This window comes from Klebsiella sp. CN_Kp073, assembly GCF_040065495.2.
Lineage (GTDB): Bacteria > Pseudomonadota > Gammaproteobacteria > Enterobacterales > Enterobacteriaceae > Klebsiella > Klebsiella aerogenes.
In genome coordinates, this window is sequence record NZ_CM198051.1 from 3,718,879 (window position 1) to 3,737,731 (window position 18,853).

At 55.0% G+C, this 18,853-nt stretch carries 13 protein-coding genes and 7 tRNA genes; 17 read left to right on the forward strand and 3 right to left on the reverse strand.

Features of this window, described 5'->3' with window-relative positions; genetic code table 11:
* Positions 1-326: 326 nt before the first annotated feature.
* Positions 327-1,994: a glutamine--tRNA ligase gene (glnS, locus tag ABLV66_RS18080; RefSeq protein WP_045381516.1), complete on the reverse strand. Its 1,668-nt coding sequence runs from the start codon at positions 1,992-1,994 to the stop codon at positions 327-329.
* A 177-nt stretch (positions 1,995-2,171) separates the two neighbouring features.
* Positions 2,172-4,124 (reverse strand): PTS N-acetyl glucosamine transporter subunit IIABC, encoded by a 1,953-nt coding sequence (gene nagE / locus ABLV66_RS18085; RefSeq protein WP_047049264.1) that lies wholly within the window; start codon positions 4,122-4,124, stop codon positions 2,172-2,174.
* A gap of 314 nt (positions 4,125-4,438) precedes the next feature.
* On the opposite strand from nagE, the gene nagB reads away from it, so the two are divergent.
* The 12 genes from nagB to ABLV66_RS18145 all read left to right on the forward strand — a co-directional run bounded on the left by nagB (position 4,439) and on the right by ABLV66_RS18145 (position 11,459).
* A complete protein-coding gene (gene nagB, locus ABLV66_RS18090) occupies positions 4,439-5,239 on the forward strand; it encodes a glucosamine-6-phosphate deaminase (RefSeq protein ID WP_015367707.1) in 801 nt (266 codons plus the stop codon).
* Between the two features lie 102 nt (positions 5,240-5,341).
* The gene (nagA, locus tag ABLV66_RS18095; protein WP_015367708.1) at positions 5,342-6,490 is read left to right on the forward strand and encodes an N-acetylglucosamine-6-phosphate deacetylase; all 1,149 of its coding nucleotides are present in this window, start codon (positions 5,342-5,344) and stop codon (positions 6,488-6,490) included.
* A gap of 8 nt (positions 6,491-6,498) precedes the next feature.
* Positions 6,499-7,719, forward strand: a complete 1,221-nt coding sequence (nagC, locus tag ABLV66_RS18100; RefSeq protein ID WP_015367709.1) for a DNA-binding transcriptional regulator NagC — start codon at positions 6,499-6,501, stop codon at positions 7,717-7,719.
* A gap of 45 nt (positions 7,720-7,764) precedes the next feature.
* Positions 7,765-8,517 carry an HAD-IIA family hydrolase gene (locus ABLV66_RS18105; protein WP_045392984.1) on the forward strand — a complete coding sequence of 251 codons (753 nt, stop codon included), beginning with the start codon at positions 7,765-7,767 and terminating at the stop codon, positions 8,515-8,517.
* A gap of 279 nt (positions 8,518-8,796) precedes the next feature.
* Entirely contained in the window at positions 8,797-10,461 is a 1,665-nt protein-coding gene (gene asnB, locus ABLV66_RS18110) for an asparagine synthase B (RefSeq protein ID WP_015367711.1), read from the forward strand.
* Positions 10,462-10,686: 225 nt separating this feature from the next.
* Positions 10,687-10,763: transfer RNA gene (locus ABLV66_RS18115), tRNA-Met, on the forward strand.
* An 8-nt stretch (positions 10,764-10,771) separates the two neighbouring features.
* Positions 10,772-10,856, forward strand: a tRNA-Leu gene (locus tag ABLV66_RS18120).
* Positions 10,857-10,879: 23 nt separating this feature from the next.
* Positions 10,880-10,954: transfer RNA gene (locus ABLV66_RS18125), tRNA-Gln, on the forward strand.
* A gap of 36 nt (positions 10,955-10,990) precedes the next feature.
* Positions 10,991-11,065, forward strand: a tRNA-Gln gene (locus tag ABLV66_RS18130).
* Positions 11,066-11,088: 23 nt separating this feature from the next.
* Positions 11,089-11,165, forward strand: a tRNA-Met gene (locus tag ABLV66_RS18135).
* A gap of 45 nt (positions 11,166-11,210) precedes the next feature.
* A tRNA-Gln gene (locus tag ABLV66_RS18140) sits at positions 11,211-11,285 on the forward strand.
* A gap of 99 nt (positions 11,286-11,384) precedes the next feature.
* Positions 11,385-11,459: transfer RNA gene (locus ABLV66_RS18145), tRNA-Gln, on the forward strand.
* A 108-nt stretch (positions 11,460-11,567) separates the two neighbouring features.
* Here the strand turns inward: ABLV66_RS18145 and ubiF are convergent.
* Positions 11,568-12,743 carry a 3-demethoxyubiquinol 3-hydroxylase gene (ubiF, locus tag ABLV66_RS18150; protein ID WP_348876259.1) on the reverse strand — a complete coding sequence of 392 codons (1,176 nt, stop codon included), beginning with the start codon at positions 12,741-12,743 and terminating at the stop codon, positions 11,568-11,570.
* Between the two features lie 169 nt (positions 12,744-12,912).
* Here ubiF and miaB point away from each other — a divergent pair, with 169 nt between their 5' ends.
* From miaB to lnt, 5 genes are all read left to right on the forward strand, one after another.
* On the forward strand, positions 12,913-14,337 hold the full coding sequence (gene miaB / locus ABLV66_RS18155) for a tRNA (N6-isopentenyl adenosine(37)-C2)-methylthiotransferase MiaB (RefSeq protein ID WP_045381508.1): 1,425 nt from the start codon (positions 12,913-12,915) through the stop codon (positions 14,335-14,337).
* Positions 14,338-14,493: 156 nt separating this feature from the next.
* Complete coding sequence (locus ABLV66_RS18160; RefSeq protein WP_045392978.1) at positions 14,494-15,540, forward strand: PhoH family protein; 1,047 nt, start codon at positions 14,494-14,496, stop codon at positions 15,538-15,540.
* On the forward strand, positions 15,537-16,010 hold the full coding sequence (ybeY, locus tag ABLV66_RS18165; RefSeq protein ID WP_042893289.1) for an rRNA maturation RNase YbeY: 474 nt from the start codon (positions 15,537-15,539) through the stop codon (positions 16,008-16,010). Before ABLV66_RS18160 ends, ybeY begins: the two co-directional genes overlap by 4 nt.
* A gap of 158 nt (positions 16,011-16,168) precedes the next feature.
* Positions 16,169-17,047: a CNNM family magnesium/cobalt transport protein CorC gene (gene corC / locus ABLV66_RS18170; protein ID WP_015704743.1), complete on the forward strand. Its 879-nt coding sequence runs from the start codon at positions 16,169-16,171 to the stop codon at positions 17,045-17,047.
* A gap of 22 nt (positions 17,048-17,069) precedes the next feature.
* Positions 17,070-18,608 carry an apolipoprotein N-acyltransferase gene (lnt, locus tag ABLV66_RS18175; protein ID WP_047077888.1) on the forward strand — a complete coding sequence of 513 codons (1,539 nt, stop codon included), beginning with the start codon at positions 17,070-17,072 and terminating at the stop codon, positions 18,606-18,608.
* Positions 18,609-18,853 lie beyond the last annotated feature (245 nt).

Below are 18,853 nucleotides of genomic sequence, written 5' to 3' on the forward strand. Positions count from 1 at the left end.
GATAGACTATTTTTCGTGACGCGAATTATCAATCTCTTTCGCAGAGCAAAGCTTAAGATTATGACAAAGCGCACATAATTTATGTCGTTTTGTTACAGACTTACTTCTCAGTATTTTTAACGATAAGTCATGGTTATATCGAAAAAAAACTGATAATTGATGAAAGCTGAAACGGTTAAATGTAAATATGCAGGCAGGAAGAGATGGGTAATTATTACTGCGTTTTAATAAGATTAATTCGCATCGAAAAAATATCAGTTTTTAATCCACTGATTCTGCAATAAAAAAACGCCGCAGGGTGCGGCGTTTCATGAATACGGCGAGCATTACTCGCCGATTTTAGCCCAGGTGTCACGCAGGCCAACGGTGCGGTTGAAGACCAGATGGCTCTCGGTGGCATAGCGGCTGTCGAGGCAGAAGTAACCTTCGCGCTCGAACTGGTATGCTTTACCCGCCTGCGCTTTCGACAGGCTCGGTTCCGCAAAACCTTGCTTAATGACCAGCGATTCCGGGTTCATTACCGCCAGGAAGTCATCCGCCGCGCCCGGGTTCGGTACGCTGAACAGACGATCGTAAAGGCGGATTTCAACCGGCAGCGCGTGCGCCGCGCTCACCCAGTGGATAACGCCTTTAACCTTGCGGCCATCGGCCGGGTCTTTGCTCAGGGTATCGGCATCGTAAGTACAGAAGATGGTAGTGATATTACCTTCTGCATCTTTCTCAACGCGTTCCGCTTTAATCACGTAGGCGTTACGCAGACGCACCTCTTTACCCAGCACCAGACGCTTGTACTGTTTGTTGGCTTCTTCACGGAAGTCAGCGCGATCGATCCAGATCTCAGCGCTGAACGGAACCTCGCGGCTGCCCATTTCCGGCTTGTTCGGATGGTTCGGCATCGCCACCATTTCACTTGCGCCCTGCGGATAGTTTTCGATAACCAGTTTAACCGGATCGATCACCGCCATCGCGCGCGGGGCGTTTTCGTTCAGATCTTCACGAATGCACGACTCCAGCGACGCCATCTCAATGGTGTTGTCCTGCTTGGTCACGCCGATGCGTTTGCAGAACTCGCGGATGGATTCAGCGGTATAACCACGACGGCGCAGACCGGAAATGGTCGGCATACGCGGGTCATCCCAGCCTTCAACGTGCTTCTCGGTCACCAGCTGATTCAGCTTACGCTTGGACATCACGGTGTATTCGAGATTCAGGCGCGAGAATTCATACTGACGCGGATGCACCGGAATACTGATGTTGTCGAGCACCCAGTCGTACAGACGACGGTTGTCCTGGAACTCCAGGGTACACAGCGAGTGGGTGATACCTTCCAGCGCATCGCTGATGCAGTGGGTGAAGTCGTACATCGGGTAGATGCACCACTTGTTGCCGGTCTGATGGTGTTCCGCAAATTTAATGCGATACAGCACCGGGTCACGCATCACGATGAACGGCGACGCCATGTCGATCTTGGCGCGCAGGCAGGCTTTGCCCTCTTCGAAGCCGCCGGTACGCATTTTTTCGAACAGCGCGAGGTTCTCTTCCACGCTGCGATCGCGGTATGGGCTGTTTTTACCCGGCTCTTTCAGGGTACCGCGGTATTCGCGGATCTCGTCGGCGGACAGCTCGTCAACGTAAGCCAAACCTTTGTTGATCAGTTCAACCGCATACTGATGCAGCTGATCGAAGTAATCAGAGGAGTAGCAGACATCGCCGGACCAGTGGAAACCTAACCACTGCACGTCGTTTTTAATCGACTCTACGTATTCGATATCTTCTTTAACCGGGTTGGTGTCATCGAAACGCAGATTACATTGACCTTGATAATCCTGGGCGATGCCGAAGTTCAGGCAAATGGATTTTGCATGGCCAATGTGCAGATAGCCGTTCGGTTCCGGCGGGAAGCGGGTATGAACGGTGGTGTGCTTACCGGTAGCCAGATCTTCATCGATGATCTGACGGATAAAGTTAGTCGGGCGGGCTTCTGCCTCACTCATCACGGGTTCCTCAAAGCGTAAACAACGTATAACGGCACATGATCTTACAAGCAGGACGCAGAGACAACTATTAGTTACGCAAAATACGTATCTGTTGTTGGATATGGGGGTATTTGCTGCAAAAAAAAGCGGCGCAGGTTTCGCTGCGCCGCTGAGGCAAAACTCTACTCAGGAGCCTTACTTGCCTTTAATCTCGAACAACGGCGTTTGGCCGGCGACAACGTTACCCGTTGCCTGAATCACCAGCGCGCTGTAATCATCGCTGTTGCTGCAGACGACCGGACTAATCATCGAGCGAGCGTTGGCGTTGAGGAACGCCAGATCCATTTCCAGAATCGGCTCGCCGGCTTTCACCTGTGCGCCCTCTTCAACCAGACGTTTAAAGCCTTTCCCTTCCAGCGCGACGGTATCGATGCCCATATGGACGACGATTTCCGCACCGTTATCGGTTTCCAGGCAGAACGCGTGGTTGGTGTTGAAGATTTTCACCACCGTACCGGCCGCCGGCGCGACAACGATGTTATCGGTCGGTTTCACCGCGACACCGTCACCGACGGCTTTGCTGGCGAAGGCTTCATCCGGTACCTGCTCAAGCGCCACCACTTCGCCGGTAATCGGGGAAACCAGCGCTTCGACGGTTTTAGCGTTGGCAACCGCCTGCGGTTTGGCCACAGGCGCGGCGGCTGGCGCGCTGTCAGTCGAGGCAGCCGCTGCGGCAACCGGGCCACGCGCCACCACTTTCTTCATCGCGTCGCCCACGGATTCCGCTTTCGCGCCAACGATGACCTGGATGGTCTGTTTGTTCAGTTTCACCACGCCGGAGGCGCCGAGACGTTTACAGGCGGCATCGTTGACTTTCGCCGAGTCGCCGACGGTCAGACGCAGACGGGTGATACAGGCATCAATAGCTTTCAGGTTATCGGTACCGCCTACGGCTGCGATGTAGTTGGTCGCCAGCTGAGTCAGACCTTCTTCGGTGTTGCTGTTAGCTTCTTCAGTCACGACGTCGTCGGTTTTATCTTCACGACCCGGCGTTTTCAGGTTGAACATGCGGATAACCGCGCTGAACAACAGGAAGTAAACGAAGAAGAACACCACGCCCATCACCAACAGCATCCAGACGTTTTTGCTGGCTGCCGGCAGGCTGTACATCAACACGTAGTCGATAGCGCCCGCGGAGAAGGAGAAGCCCGCATGGATACCCAGCGCCGTTGCGATGAACAGGCTGATACCGGTCAGGATTGCGTGCAGGAGGTACAGCAATGGCGCCAGGAACATGAACAGGAATTCCAGCGGCTCGGTCACACCGGTCAGGAACGCGGTGATGGCGACGGACAGCAGCATACCGCCGACCATCGGACGACGCTCTTTCGGCGCAGCCAGATACATCGCCAGCGCCGCGCCCGGCAGACCGAACATCATGATCGGGAAGAAGCCGGACATGAACATCCCCGCGGTGCCGTCACCGGCGTAGAAGCGGTTGATGTCGCCGTGGAAGACCGCGCCCGCGGCGTTAGTAAACTCGCCAATCTGGAACCAGGCAATGGTGTTCAGCACCTGATGCAGACCGGTTGGGATCAGCAGACGGTTGATGAAACCGAAGATACCGGAGCCCAGCGCGCCCGCAGAGACGATCCATTCGCCGCCCGCATGAATAGCGTGCTGTACCGGCGGCCAGACATAGCCGAAGATTGCAGCCAGCACCAGACAGAAGAAGCCGGTAGCGATCGGTACGAAGCGTTTGCCACCGAAGAAGCTCAGGAAGTCTGGCAGTTTAATGCCGGCCCAACGGTTATAAACAGCACCCGCGACCAGACCGGTAATGATACCCGCCAGCACGCCCATGTTAATTTCCGGGTTAATGGTGACCATCGCTTTGGTCATCACGAAATAACCTACCGCGCCGGCCAGCGCCGCAGAACCCGCGTTATCCTTGGACCAGCTTGATGCCACGCCGATGGCGAAGATCAACGCTAAGTTGTCAAAGATTGCCCCACCCGCTTGCGCGATGAAGGGTACGTTCAGCAGATCTGGTTGCCCGAATCGCAGCAGCAATGCCGCGACCGGCAGCACTGCGATAGGGAGCTGTAAAGCCCTACCCAGCCGCTGAAAGAAACCTAAAATATTCATCTTATTCCCCCTATGAGACCCCGATGAGGCTCATTTCAAAGCCACTTTTTTATTGTGTAACAAGGTCGGATTTATCACTTACCGGCAAAGTGTGTGAAAAATTAATTCGTATCGCAAATTAAACGGGTATTTTTTGTGACTATAATCACCAAATATCGTATTCACCCCTCCCTTTGACTGGCTAACATCGAAAACTTATTTTATCATTCAAAAAATCAACACGGATTGACCCCGGTCGGCGCAGTTGCTGCAATACTCTTCATAGTATGCTGGCGCCAATCCGCCAGGTTCTAATTTAACTATAGAGGTGAAGAATGAGACTGATCCCCCTGGTAACAGCTGAACAAGTAGGTAAATGGGCTGCCCGTCATATCGTTAACCGCATTAACGCGTTCAAACCGACCGCGGACCGTCCGTTCGTACTGGGTCTGCCTACCGGTGGTACGCCTCTTACCGCTTACAAAGCGCTGGTTGAAATGCATAAAGCAGGCCAGGTTAGCTTCAAGCACGTTGTTACCTTCAACATGGATGAGTATGTTGGCCTGCCGAAAGAGCATCCGGAAAGCTATCATAGCTTCATGCACCGCAATTTCTTTGACCATGTTGATATTCCAGCTGAAAATATCAACCTGCTGAATGGTAATGCGCCGGATATCGATGCAGAATGCCGTCGTTATGAAGAAAAAATTCGCTCCTACGGTAAAATCCACCTGTTCATGGGCGGCGTAGGTAACGATGGTCATATCGCGTTTAACGAACCGGCCTCTTCTCTGGCATCCCGTACCCGTATTAAAACCCTGACCCATGACACCCGCGTGGCCAACTCTCGTTTCTTCGATGGCGACGTGGATCTGGTGCCGAAATATGCGCTGACCGTGGGCGTGGGTACCCTGCTGGATGCGGAAGAAGTGATGATTCTGGTGCTGGGCCATCAGAAAGCGCTGGCGCTGCAGGCGGCGGTAGAAGGTAACGTCAACCACATGTGGACCATCACCTGTCTGCAGCTGCATCCGAAAGCGGTTGTGGTCTGCGACGAGCCGTCCACGATGGAACTGAAAGTGAAGACCCTGAAATATTTCAACGAATTAGAAGCTGAAAATATTAAAGGTCTGTAATGTAGTCCGTCCCGCGCCCTGGCGTGGGACCATCTTTTTCTTTGTATGCAACGCCAGAACAATGCGAGTTGAGCTGGTGGGGCGTATATACCGGGGGTCGTAATGTATGCATTAACCCAGGGCCGGGTTTACACCGGTCATGAAATTCTCGATGACCATGCGGTTGTTATCGCCAATGGCCGTATCGAACGTCTCTGTCCGCTGGCTGATTTGCCGTCTGAAATTGAGCAACGCTCGGTCAACGGCGCGATTATTGCCCCCGGTTTCATCGACGTCCAGCTGAACGGCTGCGGCGGCGTGCAGTTCAACGATAGTCCGGATGCGGTCACCGTCGAAACGCTGGAAATTATGCAGAAAGCGAACGAACGTTCCGGCTGCACCAACTTCCTGCCGACGCTGATTACTTCCAGCGATGATCTGATGAAGCAAGGCATCCGCGTCATGCGCGAATACCTGCAAAAACACCCCAACCAGGCGCTGGGTCTGCATCTGGAAGGACCGTGGCTGAATATCGTCAAGAAAGGCACCCATAACCCGGACTACGTGCGTAAACCGGACGCCGCGCTGGTTGATTTCCTGTGCGACAACGCCGACGTTATCACCAAAGTGACGCTGGCCCCTGAGCGCGTCGAGCCGGAAGTGATCCGTAAACTGGTCGCCGCCGGCATCGTGGTTTCGGCAGGCCACTCTAACGCTACGCTGAAAGAAGCGAAAATCGGTTTCCGCGCCGGTATCACTTTTGCGACGCACCTTTATAATGCCATGCCGTATATTACCGGCCGTGAACCGGGCCTGGCCGGCGCCATTTTCGACGAGCCGGATGTCTACTGCGGTATCATCGTTGACGGCATGCACGTCGACTACGCCAACGTGCGTAACGCGAAACGGCTGAAAGGCGATAAACTATGCCTGGTGACCGACGCCACTGCGCCGGCAGGGGCTAATATTGACCAGTTCATTTTTGCTGGTAAAACAATATACTACCGTAATGGTCTGTGCGTGGATGAAAACGGCACTCTCAGCGGTTCTTCGCTGACCATGATTGAAGGGGTACGTAACCTCGTTGAACATTGCGGCGTGGCGTTGGATGAAGTGTTGCGTATGGCGACGCTCTACCCGGCGCGCGCGATTGGCGTGGACAAGCAGCTCGGTAGCATTGCGCCGGGTATGGTCGCTAACCTGACCGCTTTCAGCCGCGATTATAAAATCATCAAGACCATCGTTAATGGTAACGAGGTCGTCACTGAGTAAGTAAAAGTATGACAGCAGGCGGACAAGCTCAAATTGGTAACGTCGATCTGGTAAAACAGCTGAACAGCGCGGCCGTCTATCGGCTGATTGACCAACATGGTCCCATCTCGCGCATTCAGATAGCGGAACAAAGTCAGCTTGCCCCTGCCAGCGTAACCAAAATTACGCGTCAGCTTATTGAGCGCGGCCTGATCAAAGAAGTCGATCAGCAGGCCTCCACCGGGGGGCGCCGCGCCATCTCTATCATCGCGGAAACCCGCAATTTCAACGCTATCGGCGTGCGGCTAGGCCGCTATGACGCCACCCTGACCCTTTATGATTTAAGCAGTAAAACGCTGGAAGAAGAGCACTTCCCGCTGCCGGAGCGTACCCAGGAAACGCTCGAGCACGCGCTGCTGAATATCATCGCCACCTTTATTGAAAATTGTCAGCGCAAAATCCGCGAGCTTATCGCCATTTCGGTCATTCTGCCGGGGCTGGTCGACCCTGAAAGCGGCGTTATCCGCTATATGCCGCATATTCAGGTGGAGAACTGGGGGCTGGTCGAAGCGCTGGAAAAACGCTTTAACGTCACCTGTTTTGTCGGCCACGACATCCGCAGCCTGGCGCTGGCCGAGCACTATTTTGGCGCAAGCCAGGATTGCGAAGACTCTATTCTGGTGCGCGTACACCGCGGTACCGGCGCGGGCATTATTTCCAACGGGCGTATTTTTATCGGCCGTAACGGCAACGTTGGCGAAATTGGCCATATCCAGGTCGACCCGTTAGGCGAGCGCTGTCACTGCGGCAACTTCGGCTGTCTGGAAACCGTCGCCGCGAACGCCGCTATTGAGCACCGTGTCCGCCATCTGCTTGAGCAGGGCTATCAAAGCCGTATCACGCTTGATGACTGCAATATCAAAACTATCTGCAAAGCGGCAAATAAAGGCGATGCGCTGGCCTGCGAAGTGGTCGAATACGTTGGCCGTCATCTGGGCAAAACCATCGCCATCGCTATCAACCTGTTTAACCCGCAAAAAGTGGTGATTGCCGGTGAAATCGTCGAGGCGGAAAAGGTGCTGCTACCGGCCATTGAAAGCTGTATCAACGGCCAGGCGTTGAAAGCGTTTCGCCACAATCTGCCGGTGGTACGCTCGACGCTCGATCACCGCTCAGCGATCGGCGCCTTTGCGCTGGTCAAGCGCGCGATGCTCAACGGCATCCTGTTACAGCATTTGCTGGAAAGTTAATCCAGCTTTATAGTTTCGCCTTTCGTTAATGATGTTGGACTGTTCATGACCATTCAAAACGTAATTTGTGATATCGACGGCGTGCTGATGCACGATAACGTGGCTGTTCCCGGCGCCGCTGAATTTATCAAGCGCATCCTGGATAAAGGTATGCCGCTGGTGATGCTGACCAACTATCCTTCGCAAACCGGACAGGACCTGGCCAACCGCTTCGCCACCGCCGGTATCGAAGTGCCGGATACCGCGTTCTACACTTCCGCCATGGCCACCGCCGATTTCCTGCGTCGCCAGGAAGGTAAGAAGGCCTACGTGGTTGGCGAAGGCGCGCTCATCCACGAACTGTATAAGGCTGGCTTCACCATCACCGACGTTAATCCTGATTTCGTCATCGTTGGCGAGACCCGCTCCTTTAACTGGGAAATGATGCATAAAGCGGCTTTCTTTGTCGCCAACGGCGCGCGCTTTATCGCCACCAACCCGGATACTCACGGTCGCGGCTACTACCCTGCTTGCGGCGCGCTCTGTGCGGGGATTGAAAAAATCTCCGGCCGGAAACCGTTTTATGTCGGTAAGCCGAGCCCGTGGATTATCCGTTCCGCGCTCAACAAAATGCAGGCCCACTCCGAGCAAACGGTGATCGTCGGCGATAACCTGCGTACCGATATCCTCGCTGGTTTCCAGGCGGGCCTTGAGACCATTCTGGTGCTCTCCGGAGTCTCCACGCTGGACGATATCGATAGCATGCCGTTCCGCCCGTCGTGGATTTATCCGTCGGTCGCCGAAATCGACGTTTTTTGAGCCGAAACCACGTCCCAGGACGTGGTTTTTTATTTATAGCGCTGCTAAAAATAGATTCATCTAATGAAAATGGATTATTGCTAAACATTCATCAATAAAGCTGCGCTAAACATACGCATTTTTCAACATTCAACAATCAGTATTGCACTTTTTGCTTTTCCGCCGGTAAATCTCTTGCGCCCCACTCTCCTTTACGGCATTTTCTTTAACACGCACTAAGACCTTGCAAGAGACGAGGTCTGCACAACATCACCACATGACAGGGTAACGGAGAAGGCTATGTGTTCTATTTTTGGCGTACTGGATATTAAAACTGACGCAGGCGAACTGCGTAAAAAGGCACTGGAACTTTCCCGCCTGATGCGCCACCGCGGACCGGACTGGTCCGGCGTTTATGCCAGCGATAAAGCGATTCTCGCCCACGAACGTCTGTCGATAGTCGACGTCAACGCCGGGGCCCAGCCGCTCTATAACCAACAAAAAACCCATGCGCTGGCGGTCAACGGTGAAATCTACAACCACCAGGCGCTGCGCGCCGAATATGGCGACCGCTACCAGTTCCAGACCGGTTCCGACTGTGAAGTGATCCTCGCGCTGTACCAGGAAAAAGGGCCGGAGTTCCTCGATGAACTGCAGGGAATGTTTGCCTTCGCGCTGTATGACAGCGAGAAAGACGCTTACCTGATTGGCCGCGACCATATCGGTATTATCCCGCTGTATATGGGCCACGACGAACACGGCAACTTCTACGTCGCCTCCGAAATGAAAGCGCTGGTGCCGGTTTGCCGCACGATTAAAGAGTTCCCTGCAGGTAGCTACCTGTGGAGCCAGGATGGTGAAATTCGCCAGTACTATCAGCGCGACTGGTTCGACTACGACGCGGTAAAAGACAACGTCACGGATAAAAACGAACTGCGTCAGGCGCTGGAAGAGTCGGTGAAAAGCCACCTGATGTCGGATGTGCCTTACGGCGTGCTGCTTTCCGGCGGCCTGGACTCTTCGGTGATTTCGGCCATTACCAAAAAATACGCCGCACGCCGCGTTGAAGATCAGGAGCGCAGCGAAGCCTGGTGGCCGCAGCTGCACTCATTCGCGGTCGGCCTCGAAGGCTCCCCTGACCTGAAAGCGGCACAGGAAGTCGCAAACCACCTCGGCACCGTGCATCACGAAATTCACTTTACGGTGCAGGAAGGGCTGGATGCGATCCGCGATGTTATCTATCACATCGAAACGTATGACGTGACCACCATTCGCGCCTCGACGCCGATGTACCTGATGTCGCGTAAAATTAAAGCCATGGGCATTAAAATGGTGCTCTCCGGCGAAGGCTCCGATGAAGTATTCGGCGGGTATCTCTACTTCCACAAAGCGCCGAATGCCAAAGAACTGCATGAAGAAACGGTGCGTAAACTGCAGGCGCTGCACATGTTTGACTGCGCCCGCGCCAACAAAGCGATGTCCGCCTGGGGGGTAGAGGCCCGCGTACCGTTCCTCGATAAGAAATTCCTCGATGTGGCGATGCGCATCAACCCGCAGGACAAAATGTGCGGCAACGGCAAAATGGAAAAACATATTTTGCGCGAATGCTTTGAGTCCTATCTGCCGGCCAGCGTCGCCTGGCGCCAGAAAGAGCAGTTCTCCGACGGCGTAGGCTATAGCTGGATTGATACGCTGAAAGAGGTGGCGGCAAAACAGATTAGCGACCAGCAGCTGGAGACGGCGAGCTTCCGCTTCCCGTACAACACGCCGACCTCTAAAGAAGGCTATCTGTACCGCGAAATCTTCGAAGAGCTGTTCCCGCTGCCAAGCGCGGCGGAATGCGTCCCCGGCGGCCCGTCCGTCGCCTGCTCTTCGGCGAAAGCCATCGAGTGGGATGAAGCGTTCAAAACCATGAACGATCCATCAGGACGCGCGGTCGGCGTCCACCAGTCGGCTTATAAGTAAGCCATTCTGGCGAATAACGGATCCTACGGGGTCCGTTTTTTTATGCCGAATTTGGCAAATAAAAACGATAAATAATCAATTCTTGCCGATTATTGCAGCATGCTGTTCGCAACCTAACCAAACAGTCACATTACGACGATTTTCCTTGAAAAAGTGGTTGACGCTCGCAGGCCCAATACGCATAATGCGCCCCGCAACGCCGATAAGGTAACGCGAAAAAAAGATGGCTACGTAGCTCAGCTGGTTAGAGCACATCACTCATAATGATGGGGTCACAGGTTCGAATCCCGTCGTAGCCACCATCTTTTTTGCGGGAGTGGCGAAATTGGTAGACGCACCAGATTTAGGTTCTGGCGCCGCAAGGTGTGCGAGTTCAAGTCTCGCCTCCCGCACCATTCACTAAAAAGCGTTGCACGGATGGGGTATCGCCAAGCGGTAAGGCACCGGTTTTTGATACCGGCATTCCCTGGTTCGAATCCAGGTACCCCAGCCATATTTCTTCGATATTTGCGGTTAGCCGCGACGGTATTGGGGTATCGCCAAGCGGTAAGGCACCGGTTTTTGATACCGGCATTCCCTGGTTCGAATCCAGGTACCCCAGCCATCGAAGAAACAGCATGACAATTTGGCTACGTAGCTCAGCTGGTTAGAGCACATCACTCATAATGATGGGGTCACAGGTTCGAATCCCGTCGTAGCCACCATATTCAGGACTATCGGTTAACATCGGTAAATCCGTAAAAATTTGTTGGGGTATCGCCAAGCGGTAAGGCACCGGATTCTGATTCCGGCATTCCGAGGTTCGAATCCTCGTACCCCAGCCAAATTCAAAAGACGTTCTTCCGTGAACGCAACCTGTTGGGGTATCGCCAGGCTGTAAGCCCACCGGGCTGAGTCCGGCACACGAAACACCAGCAGACAATTGGGGTATCGCCAAGCGGTAAGGCACCGGATTCTGATTCCGGCATTCCGAGGTTCGAATCCTCGTACCCCAGCCACTTATTAGCAAAAAAGCTCACTTCGGTGAGCTTTTTTGCTTTCTGCTGATGGCTATTTCCCCGCCGGGGACTGCAAAACCTGCCCGCAGTCCCATGGGTATAGACTTACTACAATCCTAATGCATACTTCAATGCCTGGCGTTTCAATACTCCGGCACGTTCGGCTGCCATCAGGCCAATATTACGCAGCACGCGCACCGGCGCTAAATCGTTGCTGAAGCCCGCATAGAACAGATCCATGCCGGATTGCATAATAAAGTTATCCGCCCGGCGCCGCGCCTGATAGCGCTTCAGCACCGGCAAACTGGACCAGGCCTCACCGCGCCCGCGGGATTCCGCCAAAATATCCAGCAGCGCGTCAACGTCGCGATAGCCAAGGTTGACCCCCTGCCCCGCCAACGGATGAATGGTATGCGCCGCATCCCCAACCAACGCCAGTCCCGGTTGCACGTACTGCAACGCATGACGGCGGGTTAACGGGAAGGCGCCGGCGCTCATCGGCGTCACGCTGCCCAGACGTTTTGGGAAATGCGCGGTGATTTCCTGCTGCAGTTGGGCCATCGACATCGCCTGCAGCTGGCGGATGCGCGCCGGGGTGTCGTACCACACCAGCGACGCCCAGTTATCAAATAGCGGCAGGAACGCGCGCGGCCCGCTGGGGGTAAACTGTTGCCAGGTACTATCGCCGGGATCGTCGGCGCACTGCACGCTAATTAACATACAGGATTGCTGATATTGCCACGCCTGCACGCCAATGCCGGCCAGCTCGCGCACCTGCGAATTCGCGCCGTCGGCGCCGATCGCCAGTTGCGCCGCGCAAACGCTCTCATCGCTCAGGCGCAGCGAAACGCCCTGCGGCTCACGATTAAGCTCGCTTAACGTCACGCCAACCCGCAAGGTCACCTGCGGATGGGCTTCGAGCGCCTGCCACAGCGCCAGCTGTAGCACGTTATTTTCCACCATATAGCCAAGCTCAGGCAGCTTCAGTTCGGCGGCATTAAAGTCAACGTGCGCGCTTTCCCACTCCCAGGTTTCAAGACGCCGATAAGCATGCGCGCGCATAGCGCGCACCGCCTCCCAGACGCCGAGGCTTTTGAGCAGGCCGACCGACGACGCGCTGATCGCCGAAATACGCACATCCGGCGCCGCAGCGGCATCAAAGGCCGGAGGCGCGTGTTTTTCTATCACCGCTACCGAAAACCCGTGTTGCGCCAGCCCCAGCGCCAGCGCGCCGCCGACCATTCCGCCGCCGACGATGGCGATATCTGTTGCATGAATTGTCATGGCAATTATCCTTAAAGCTGATTTCCTTAAGTTTACCGGATTTTTTGCGCCTTGCGGGGATCGTGGTCGCACTGGTCAGGTGGCAACCAAAGCATTACAATGCGTACCCTGCAAACGAATTCTAATTCTTAACTTATACCCGTCTTTATAATTGAGCATGAGCAAGTCGATGACAAAAAAACTCCATATTAAAACCTGGGGCTGTCAGATGAACGAATACGATTCATCCAAGATGGCCGATCTGCTGGATGCCACCCATGGGTATCAACTCACAGAAGTGGCCGAAGAAGCGGACGTGCTGCTGCTCAACACCTGCTCAATTCGCGAGAAGGCGCAGGAAAAAGTGTTCCATCAGCTTGGCCGCTGGAAACTGCTAAAAGAGAAAAAACCCGGCGTCATTATCGGCGTCGGCGGCTGTGTCGCCTCCCAGGAAGGCAAGCTGATTCGCCAGCGCGCCCATTACGTTGACATTATTTTTGGCCCACAGACGCTGCACCGCCTGCCGGAGATGATCGACGCGGTGCGCAACAACCATAAACCGGTTATCGACGTGAGCTTCCCGGAAATCGAAAAATTCGACCGTCTGCCGGAACCGCGCGCCGAGGGGCCGACCGCCTTCGTTTCCATCATGGAAGGCTGCAACAAATATTGTACTTACTGCGTGGTGCCCTATACCCGCGGTGAAGAAGTGAGCCGTCCGTGCGACGATATTCTGTTTGAAATCGCCCAACTGGCGGCGCAAGGGGTGCGTGAAGTGAACCTGCTGGGGCAGAACGTTAACGCCTGGCGCGGTGAAAACTACGACGGCACGACCGGCAACTTTGCCGATCTGCTGCGTCTGGTCGCCGCCATCGACGGTATCGATCGTATTCGCTTCACCACCAGCCACCCGATTGAGTTCACTGACGATATCATCGAGGTCTATCGCGATACTCCTGAACTGGTGAGCTTCCTGCATTTACCGGTACAGGCCGGTTCCGATCGCGTACTGAACCTGATGGGCCGTACCCACACCGTGCTGGAATATAAAGCGATTATCCGCAAGCTGCGCGAAGCGCGCCCGGATATCCAGATTAGCTCCGATTTTATCGTCGGCTTCCCTGGCGAAACGACGGAAGACTTCGAAAAAACTATGAAGCTGATTGCCGAGGTTAACTTTGACGTCAGCTACAGCTTTATCTTCTCTGCCCGCCCGGGCACCCCGGCGGCGGATATGGTCGACGATGTTTCTGAAGCCGATAAAAAACAGCGCCTGTACATTCTGCAGGAGCGTATTAATCAGCAAGCGATGGCGTGGAGTCGCCGCATGCTCGGCACCACCCAGCGTATTCTGGTAGAAGGCACGTCGCGTAAGAGCCTGATGGAGCTCTCCGGGCGCACCGAGAACAACCGCGTGGTGAACTTCGAAGGCACGCCGGATATGGTCGGTAAATTCGTCGACGTGGAAATCGTCGATGTCTACACTAACTCATTACGCGGCAAAATCGTCCGCACCGAAGACGAGATGGGGCTGCGCGTCGTGGAGTCGCCGGAGTCGGTCATTGCGCGTACGCGTAAAGAAAACGATCTGGGCGTCGGCATCTATCAGCCGTAATCCCCGCAGGCCTGTCGGTTCCGGCAGGCCTTGCATTTCCCCTCCTCGCCCCTATATCTACAGCAATGCTTGCGCCATATTCCCGTGACGTGAATAATTTCCTTATTGGCCGGATGACGAACGCCCTCCGGCAACACGCGTAATAAGAGGAACAGTTTGAACATAGAAACCCGTGAAATTACCCTGGAGCCAGCGGACAATACCCGCCTGTTAGCGCTGTGCGGCCCGTTTGACGACAACATCAAACAGCTGGAGCGCCGGTTGGGGATTGAGATCAACCGCCGCGACAATCATTTTAAACTGACCGGCCGCGCGATCTGCGTGCACGCCGCGGCCGATATTCTGACAAGCCTGTATGTCGATACCGCGCCAATGCGCGGCCAGATTCAGGATATTGAACCGGAACAAATCCATCTGGCTATTAAAGAAGCTCGGGTGCTCGAGCAGAGCGCCGAGAGCGTGCCGGAATACGGTAAGGCCATCAATATCAAAACCAAACGCGGGGTTATCAAACCGCGTACGCCAAACCAGGCGCAGTACATCGCCAACATCCTCGACCACGACATTACCTTTGGCGTCGGGCCGGCGGGTACCGGTAAAACCTACCTCGCGGTTGCCGCGGCGGTCGATGCTCTGGAACGCCAGGAGATTCGGCGTATTCTGCTGACTCGTCCTGCGGTCGAAGCGGGCGAGAAGCTTGGCTTCCTGCCGGGCGACTTAAGCCAGAAGGTTGACCCCTATTTGCGCCCGCTGTATGACGCGCTGTTCGAGATGCTCGGCTTTGAGAAAGTCGAGAAGCTGATTGAGCGCAACGTGATTGAAGTTGCGCCGCTGGCCTATATGCGCGGGCGTACGCTGAATGACGCCTTTATCATTCTCGACGAAAGCCAGAACACCACCATCGAACAGATGAAGATGTTCCTGACCCGTATCGGCTTTAACTCGAAAGCGGTTATCACCGGCGACGTTACCCAGATTGACCTGCCGCGTAATACCAAATCAGGCCTGCGTCACGCCGTTGAAGTGCTGGCGGAAGTCGATGAAATCAGCTTCAACTTCTTCCACAGCGAAGATGTGGTTCGCCATCCGGTGGTCGCCCGCATCGTCAATGCCTATGAGGCATGGGAAGAAGCCGAACAAAAACGTAAAGCAGAACTGGCCGCCGAGCGCAAACGCGAAGCCCAGGAACAGGAGCAAAAATGAGTCAGGTGATTCTCGATTTACAGCTGGCCTGCGAAGACACCAGCGGTCTACCGGACGAAGCCCTCTTTCAACGCTGGGTGGATGCCGTCATCCCGCAATTCCAGGAAGAGTCAGAGTTAACGATTCGCCTGGTGGATGTCGCCGAAAGCCACGAGCTGAACCTGACCTATCGCGGCAAGGATAAGCCGACTAACGTCCTCTCCTTCCCTTTCGAAGCCCCGCCGGGCATTGAGATGCCGCTGCTCGGCGATCTGATCATCTGCCGCCAGGTGGTTGAACAGGAAGCCAAAGAGCAGGAAAAACCGCTGGAGGCCCACTGGGCGCACATGGTCGTGCACGGTAGCCTGCACCTGCTGGGCTACGATCATATCGAAGACGACGAAGCGGAAGAAATGGAAGGCCTCGAAACAGAGATAATGCTTGCTCTGGGCTATGAGGATCCGTACATTGCCGAGAAGATTGCTGAATAGTAACTTGCCGGATGACGGCGCGAGCGCCTTATCCGGCCTACATTCATGCGTATCGAAGGCCTGACAGGCGTAGCGCCATCAGGCTAAACATGCCGTACGACGCTGAGTTTACGCGCGACGAGCGACAATTAAATCAACACGAGAACCCATACGACGCCATGAGCGACGACAATTCACACAGTAGTGACACAGTAAACAGCAAAAAGGGATTTTTCTCCCTCTTACTCAGCCAACTTTTTCACGGTGAACCGAAAAACCGTGATGAATTATTGGCGCTGATCCGTGACTCCGGGCAGAACGAGCTTATCGATGAAGATACGCGCGACATGCTCGAAGGGGTAATGGATATCGCCGACCAGCGCGTCCGCGATATTATGATCCCGCGCTCGCAAATGATTACCCTGAAACGCAACCAGACGCTGGACGAGTGCCTCGATGTGATCATCGAATCCGCCCACTCGCGTTTCCCGGTCATTAGCGAAGATAAAGATCACATTGAAGGGATTCTGATGGCTAAGGATCTGCTGCCGTTTATGCGCAGCGACGCCGAAGCTTTCAGCATGGAAAAAGTGTTACGCCCGGCGGTTGTCGTGCCTGAAAGCAAGCGGGTCGACCGCATGCTGAAAGAGTTCCGCTCGCAACGTTATCATATGGCAATCGTCATCGACGAGTTCGGCGGCGTCTCCGGCCTGGTGACGATTGAAGACATCCTTGAGCTTATCGTCGGCGAAATCGAGGACGAGTATGACGAAGAGGAAGATATCGATTTCCGTCAGCTAAGCCGTCATACCTGGACGGTACGCGCGCTGGCATCGATTGAAGACTTCAATAAAGCCTACGGCACCCACTTCAGCGATGAAGAGGTCGATACCATCGGCGGGCTGGTGATGCAGGCCTTTGGTCATCTGCCGGCCCGCGGCGAGTCGATTGACATTGATGGTTACCAATTCAAGGTCGCAATGGCTGACAGCAGACGTATTATTCAGGTCCATGTAAAGCTTCCTGATGATGCGCCGCAGCCGAAGCTGGAAGACTAATTTAACGGGACGATTAACCTAAATGGTATTTGCCTCTTTACTTGAACGCCAGCGCGTACGTCTGCTGCTGGCGCTGTTATTCGGAGCCAGCGGAACGCTGGCTTTTTCACCTTACGACTTCTGGCCGGCGGCCATCGTCTCGCTATTTGGTCTGCAGGCGCTCACTCTTAACCGTCGCCCGCTACAGAGCGCCTGGATTGGCTACTTCTGGGGGCTTGGGCTATTCGGCACCGGCATCAACTGGGTTTACGTTAGCATCGCGCAGTTCGGCGGCATGCCGGGCCCGGTTAACGTTTTCCTCGTTGCCCTCCTGGCGGCCTATCTATCGCTGTATACCGGCCTTTTCGCCGGGATCCTCGCGAAACTGTGGCCGAAAACCAACTGGATCCGTCTGGCCATCGCCGCGCCTGCGGTCTGGCAAATTACCGAATTTCTCCGCGGCTGGGTATTGACCGGTTTCCCGTGGCTACAGTTCGGCTATAGCCAGATTGACGGCCCGCTGAAAGGTCTGGCGCCAGTGATGGGCGTTGAGGCGATAAACTTTCTGTTAATGGTGGTCAGCGGTCTGCTGGCGCTGGCTATTGTGCAACGCAGCTGGAAACCGCTGCTGATCGCCGCGGTGCTGTTTGCCCTGCCCTTCCCGCTGCGTTACATTCAGTGGTACCAGTTGCTGCCGGCACGCGCGACGGAAGTCTCGCTGGTGCAGGGCGATATCCCGCAGGCGATGAAATGGGATGAAAACCAGCTGGTTAATACCCTGAAAACCTACCTCGATCTCACCCAGCCGCATATGGGTAAATCGCAGCTGATTATCTGGCCGGAATCTGCGATCCCGGATCTGGAAATCAATCAGCAGCATTTCCTCAGCATGGTTGATGACCTGATGCGGGCCAAAAATAGCTCGCTGATTACCGGTATTGTCGATGCGCGGCTCAATAAACAAAACCGCTACGATACCTACAACACCATCATTACGCTGGGTAAAGATAATCCGTACAGCTACGACTCGACCAACCGCTACAACAAGAACCATCTGGTGCCGTTCGGCGAATTTGTGCCGCTGGAGTCGATTTTACGCCCGCTGGCGCCGTTCTTCGATTTGCCGATGTCCTCGTTCAGCCGCGGTCCTTACGTGCAGCCGCAGCTGGTAGCGCATAACCTGAAACTCACGGCGGCAATTTGCTACGAAATTATTCTCGGCGAACAGGTCCGCGATAATTTCCGCCCGGATACCGATTACCTGCTGACCATCTCCAACGATGCGTGGTTTGGTAAATCGATCGGCCCGTGGCAGCACTTCCAGATGGCGCGGATGCGCGCGCTGGAGCTGGCGCGCCCGCTGCTGCGCAGCACCAACAATGGTATTACCGCCGTTATCGGCCCGCGTGGTGAAATTCAGGACATGATCCCGCAGTTTACCCGCGCGGTGTTGACCACTAAGGTCACGCCAACCACCGGCCTGACGCCGTATGCCCGTACCGGCAACTGGCCGCTGTGGGCGTTAACCGCCCTCTTCGGCTTTGCCGCGCTGGTGATGAGCCTGCGCCAGCGTCGTCGCTAACCTTCTCCGCCGGGCTGCCGCCCGGCCAACTCCCGGCGGCGTTTGTCGCCGGTGACTCTTCCCAGCTTTACGCTCCCTTGCGCCAATCTGGCACGCCCATTGCTTAATTTCCCCCTGTAGACGATTTTGACCGCGGTTGCACCGGGGTTGCACCGAAAGCGTTCGCACTTCGCGCCATGTTGGTGCAACAAACCATTTTTGCCCATAAATGGTGCGGAGTGCTTCGCAAAAATAAACAATAACGC